General features: G+C 62.3%; 5 protein-coding genes and 1 pseudogene. All 6 read left to right on the top strand.

Features of this window, described 5'->3' with window-relative positions; translation table 11 throughout:
* Positions 1-170, top strand: a pseudogene (locus tag AC1DUU_RS20870) (amino acid dehydrogenase); the annotation flags it as partial.
* Between the two features lie 14 nt (positions 171-184).
* Positions 185-1186 carry a 4-hydroxyproline epimerase gene (locus AC1DUU_RS20865; protein ID WP_476785309.1) on the top strand — a complete coding sequence of 334 codons (1002 nt, stop codon included), beginning with the start codon at positions 185-187 and terminating at the stop codon, positions 1184-1186.
* Positions 1183-2874 carry a cis-3-hydroxy-L-proline dehydratase gene (gene lhpI, locus AC1DUU_RS20860; RefSeq protein ID WP_476785308.1) on the top strand — a complete coding sequence of 564 codons (1692 nt, stop codon included), beginning with the start codon at positions 1183-1185 and terminating at the stop codon, positions 2872-2874. Before AC1DUU_RS20865 ends, lhpI begins: the two co-directional genes overlap by 4 nt.
* Positions 2875-2988: 114 nt before the next feature.
* Positions 2989-4017 carry a trans-3-hydroxy-L-proline dehydratase gene (locus AC1DUU_RS20855; RefSeq protein WP_476785307.1) on the top strand — a complete coding sequence of 343 codons (1029 nt, stop codon included), beginning with the start codon at positions 2989-2991 and terminating at the stop codon, positions 4015-4017.
* Positions 4018-4417: 400 nt separating this feature from the next.
* A complete protein-coding gene (locus AC1DUU_RS20850; RefSeq protein ID WP_476785306.1) occupies positions 4418-5122 on the top strand; it encodes a hypothetical protein in 705 nt (234 codons plus the stop codon).
* 315 nt (positions 5123-5437) lie between these two features.
* Entirely contained in the window at positions 5438-5860 is a 423-nt protein-coding gene (locus AC1DUU_RS20845) for a hypothetical protein (RefSeq protein ID WP_476785305.1), read from the top strand.
* Positions 5861-5968: the final 108 nt, after the last annotated feature.

Below are 5968 nucleotides of genomic sequence, written 5' to 3'. Positions count from 1 at the left end.
GCCTGCCGGCCATTGGCGCGGCGCGTGCCACCGAGCGGGTCATTTACGCATTCGGTCACGGCCATCTTGGCCTGACCCAATCGGCGGGTACAGCCCGGATCGTCGCCGATCTCTTGACCGGCAAGACGCCCGCGATCGACATTGCATCCTTCTCGCCTCAAAGATTCTGACAGGGGTCTCGACCATGGCCAACCATACATTCTCTTGCCTCGACGGGCACACATGCGGCAATCCCGTCCGCCTCGTTTCGGGCGGCGGCCCGCGCCTCGAAGGCGCCAACATGCTGGAAAAGCGCGCGCACTTCTTGCGCGAGTTCGACTGGATCCGCACCGGCCTAATGTATGAGCCGCGTGGCCACGACATGATGTYGGGCTCGATCCTCTATCCGCCGACGCGGCCGGATTGCGACGTTGCCGTGCTGTTCATCGAAACGTCGGGCTGCCTGCCGATGTGCGGCCACGGCACCATCGGCACCATCACCATGGCGATCGAAAACGGCCTGATCGCCCCGCGCGAACCGGGCAAGCTGTCGATCGACGCGCCGGCCGGCAAAGTCGACATCACCTACCGCCAGGAAGGCCGTTTCGTCGAGGAAGTACGCCTGACCAATGTTCCCGGCTTCCTCTATGCCGAGGGCCTGGCCGCCGAGGTTGAGGGCCTGGGCGAAATCGTCGTCGACGTCGCCTATGGCGGCAATTTCTACGCCATCGTCGAGCCGCAGAAGAATTTTCGCGACATGGCCGACCATACCGCCGGCGAACTGGTGGGCTGGAGCCCGAAACTGCGCGCTGCCCTCAACGCCAAGTACGAATTTGTCCATCCGGAACATCCGGAGATCAAGGGCCTCAGCCACATCCAGTGGACCGGCAAGCCGACCGTCGAGGGCGCCCATGCGCGCAACGCCGTGTTCTACGGCGAGAAGGCCATCGACCGCTCGCCCTGCGGCACCGGCACCTCGGCCCGGATGGCGCAACTTGCCGCCAAGGGCAAGCTGAAGGTCGGCGACGAGTTCGTGCATGAATCGATCATCGGCTCCCTGTTCAAGGGTCGGGTTGAAGCGGCGGTGAAAGTTGCAGGCCGCGACGCGATCATCCCCTCGATCGCCGGCTGGGCGCGGCAGACCGGCATCAACACGATCTTCATCGATGACCGTGATCCCTTCGCGCATGGTTTCGTCGTGAAATGAACCAGCAGGCTTCTACTCGCAGTATGCTTGGTGGCTCCGCCAGCGGGCCCATCATCGCCACGCAAGAAGCGCTGAGCTTCTGGGGTGGGGTTGATCCCGCTACGGGTTGCGTGATCGACGTTCACCACCCGCTGCACGGGGTCTGCCTCACCGGCAGCATCCTGATGATGCCATCCAGCCGTGGCTCCTGCACCGGCTCCGGCGTGCTGCTCGATCTCGTGCTGACCGGGCGGGCGCCTGCGGCGCTGGTGTTTTCTGAAGCCGAGGACGTGCTGACGCTCGGCGCGCTGATCGCTTCGGAGCTGTTCGGCAAGCCGCTGCCGGTGCTCCGCCTGGAACCCGATGCCTATGAAGCGTTGTCTCGGGTCAAGTCCGCGCGGATCACCGATATTGCGATCGAAGCCGATGGCCTGACACTGCCCGTCAGCTCGCCCACTATGTCCGCGCTCGAACTCACCGAAGCCGATCGGGCCATGCTTGATGGCCGCGATGGCCCAGCAGTACAGCAGGCAATGCGCATAATCTCCGCCATGGCGGCGCAACAAGGTGCGCGCGGACTGGTTGATGTAACTCAGGTCCATATCGATGGCTGCATCTATGCCAGTCCTGCCAACCTGACTTTTGCCGAAAAGATGGCCGACATGGGGGCGCGCGTCCGCGTGCCGTCAACAATGAACGCCATTTCAGTCGACCGCGCCAATTGGCAAATGCAGGGCGTGCCTGATGCATTCGGCGATCCCGCAGCCCGCCTCGCAGATGCCTATGTCCGGATGGGCTGCCGCCCGACTTTCACCTGCTCGCCATACCTGCTCGACAGCGCACCTGGACGCGGCGAAACCATCGCCTGGGCCGAATCCAACGCCGTGATCTTCGCTAATACGGTTATCGGCGCGCGGACGGCGAAGCACCCCGACTTCCTCGACCTCTGTATCGCGCTGACCGGACGCGCGCCGCTGTCCGGCGTCTACCTCGACATCCACCGCAAGGCACGGCGCGTCATCGACATTGAACTGGCCGAAGGTGCGGACGATGCCTTTTGGCCGCTGATCGGCTATCTCGCCGGTCGTGCAGCACCCGACCGCATCCCGCTACTGCGCGGGCTGGCCGCAGGGAACCCCTCGCGCGACGATCTCAAGGCACTGTGCGCAGCCTTCGGCACCACGTCCGCCGCACCTATGCTGCATGTCGAGGGCGTGACGCCAGAGGCCGGCGGCGCAGTGGCCGCCGATGCGGACAGGGTCGCGATCACGCGGGCCGACATGGCTGCCGCTTGGAAGGTCCTGAACGCTGGGCCGGAAGAGGTGGAACTCGTCGCCATAGGCAGCCCGCATGCCTCGCTCGACGAATGCCGGGAGCTTGCTGCCGTACTCGCTGGACGTAAGCGCCGTCCAGAAGTTGCGGTGATCGTCACCGCCGGAAACCAGGTGATATCGGACGCCCGCGCCGACGGCACGCTAGCACAGCTCGAAGCGAGTGGCGTGCAGGTACTRCCCGACTTGTGCTGGTGCTCGATCTCCGAACCKGTGTTCCCGACCCGAACCCGTGCGCTGATGACAAATTCCGGCAAATACGCCCACTACGGTCCCGGTCTCTCCGGTCGCGCGGTGCGCTTTAGCAATCTCGCCGATTGCGTGATCGCGGCATTGACCGGGCGCGTCCCCGAGCGCCTGCCGGACTGGCTTTCCTAGAGCGTTTTCGCATTTCGAAGGAAAGCGAAAACGCTCCATCTCTCTTTGTTTTTACGCAATTCCGGACGGGAATCCGCGTTGCACTTTTCCTGGAATTGCTCTGAGGAGGTATCCATGCGCAGCACCAAAACCATCCATGTGATCTCGGCCCATGCCGAGGGCGAGGTCGGCGACGTCATCGTCGGTGGCGTGACACCTCCGCCCGGCGACACCATCTGGGAGCAGAGCCGCTGGATCGCCAAGGACAACACGCTGCGCAATTTCGTGCTGAACGAGCCGCGCGGCGGCGTGTTCCGCCACGTCAATCTTCTGGTGCCACCGAAGCATCCTGAAGCGGATGCGGCCTTCATCATCATGGAGCCGGAAGATACCCCACCCATGTCCGGCTCGAACTCGATCTGCGTGTCAACGGTGCTCCTGGACAGCGGCATCTTGCCTATGCAGGAACCGGTGACCGAAATCACCCTCGAAGCCCCGGGCGGCCTCGTGCGCGTGCGGGCGGAATGCCGCRACGGCAAGGCCGAGCGCATTTTCGTGCAGAACTTGCCGAGCTTTGCCGAACGGCTGGACGCGAAGCTGGAAGTTGAGGGGCTAGGCACGCTCACTGTCGACACGGCCTATGGCGGCGACAGCTTCGTTATCGTCGACGCCGCCGCCTTGGGGTTTGAGCTGAAGTCCGATGAGGCACACGACATCGCCAAGCTTGGCGTCAAGATCACCAACGCGGCCAATGCGGCGCTCGGCTTCCACCACCCTGAAAACCCCGACTGGAAGCATTTTTCCTTCTGCCTGTTCGCCGGCCTCGTTGAGCGCACGGCGGAAGGCCTCCGCGCCGGTGCAGCCGTGGCCATCCAGCCCGGCAAGGTCGACCGCTCGCCCACCGGCACGGCACTGTCGGCGCGGATGGCGGTGCTGCATGCCCGCGGGCAGATGGGGCTCGACGACCGGCTGACGGCGGTGTCGCTGATCGGCTCGACCTTCTCCGGCCGCATCCTTGGCACCTGCAAGGTCGGCGACCGCCAAGCCATCCTGCCGGAAATCTCCGGCCGCGCCTGGATCACCGGGACCCATCAGCACATGCTTGACCCCTCCGACCCATGGCCTGAGGGCTACCGGCTGAGCGATACCTGGGGCGCGCGTTAACCCACCTTCCCAGCAAGCTCGAGGCTTTCATACCGCAGGGGGACTTGAGCATCGAGAGAGCTGGCGGTCTGGTGCCGGGGCACAGATAGGCCTCGGCCCTTCCAATGGAGCGACATCGCCAGGATGCCGCATCCCGTCCTGTCATGGCATGGCTCGCCAGATGGGCGGGGGGTACCTCGTTTCGCCGAGATTTATTCGATCTCATCCTATCCTATCGTCTTCGCTTTTGGGGATTGGCCCCAATGAGTGATGCCAGCGCGCGGATGCCTCGTTGAGCTGACATCGAAAGAGCTCCCGCGCCGTTCCAGACCCGTCACACTTCACCCGACTTGGTGTCTATCCGCGCTTTTTGGAAGGTGGAATGCTGGTCGCCGGCGGCTGCGTACCAGGGAGACGCACGATGGAGCCTGACGACAAAGTTGAGCGTGACGCGATGGTCGAACAGGACGGCGCGGATGACATCAACGAATCCGCCGATGAGAACGACGACACCGTTCAGGACGTGGACGACATCGACCTTGACTTGAAGCAAGATTCCGAACTCGACGACGACGTCGATATCGATGTGCTCGTCATCGGTTCGCGCCCCGCCATCGTCGAGCTCGACACCGAGATCGATCAGAACGGCGAAATGGATCAGGATGCCGATGTCGACAGCGACGCTGGCGGCGGGGAAGGGTACGACATCGGCGTTTCAGGTGAACAAAGACCTGAGGTCGATCAGCGGATCGAAGTCGATGTCGAGGTCAGCGAAGACAGCGACGGCAACATCATTGTCGAGATCGATGCCGAGGTCGAAGACGATGTCGAAATCGAAAGCGACCTGGATGTCGACGTGGACGACGATGACGAAGATAGCATCGATGCCGAACTCGACCAGGACACCGAAAGCGACGGGAACGTCAATGTCGACATAGAAATCCGCGACGATCTGGAAGCCGACGTGGATGTGGACATAGCCTCTCTCATCGACACCTTGGTGCGTGGGCTTGTCGATCTGGAAGAGGATGACGACGGGACCGACATTGATGTCGACCTCGAAGACGAAGCTGGCGCTGACGCCGATGTCGACATCATCGTCGATTTGACTGACATCGACGCCTGAAATCCGTTTTTCGCCAAGCAAAGCAAGCGGGGCTCGACCCCGCTTCGCCAATATTGTGTCATCCTTGATTGGCTTCATCCAAAACGGTTAACCACTTCGGGTCGCTGTCACCTGATCGGGCGAACCAATTGGAACCTTGTTCAACCCATTTGGGCAAGGTGCATATTGGCAACTATTCTCCAAAGCCTTGAACAGGGATGCTTGGTCGCATCGATGGATTGTCGCCGGGTCTGACTGACCGTCCCGGTAGCTGTCGATCCGCTCCGGAGGCAGACGCTCGCCAGAGCGGCTTTGCTCAACAGGGAGGGTAACCCCATGGCTGACATCAAAGACAATGATTTCGACATCGACATAGATGCCGACATCGATCAGGACCTCGACCAGGATCAAGACCAGGACGTCGACGTCGATACCGACCAGGACTCAGACGTAGATATCGACAACGACAACGATTCGGATGTCGACAACGACACCGACCAGGACGCAGACACCGACAACGACGCCGATGCTGACGCGGATGCCGACGCTGACAAAGACAGCGATGCTGACGCGGATGCCGACGCAGACGCCGACGGCGATGCTGACAATGACAACGACACCGACACCGATGTCACGCAATCCAACGACAACGACGTAGATGTCGATCAGGACCAGGACGTCGACGTGGACGTCGACCAGAATCAAACGGCAGATCAGGRCGCTGATATAGATATCAATTTCGACTTCGACTTCGCTTGATTGTGTTTGCAGACATGAGGCGCCCGGACTCCATCCGGGCGCCGGCTCGCGCCACCATGGCGGCGAGCCGTGCCGGGCCCGATTTGCACGTTCCCCCGGTGCCGGTCC

This window comes from Aminobacter sp. P4_H6_2 (genome assembly GCF_056400805.1).
Note: the sequence above shows the minus strand (reverse complement) of the source record. Positions and strands in the feature narration are given on the sequence as shown.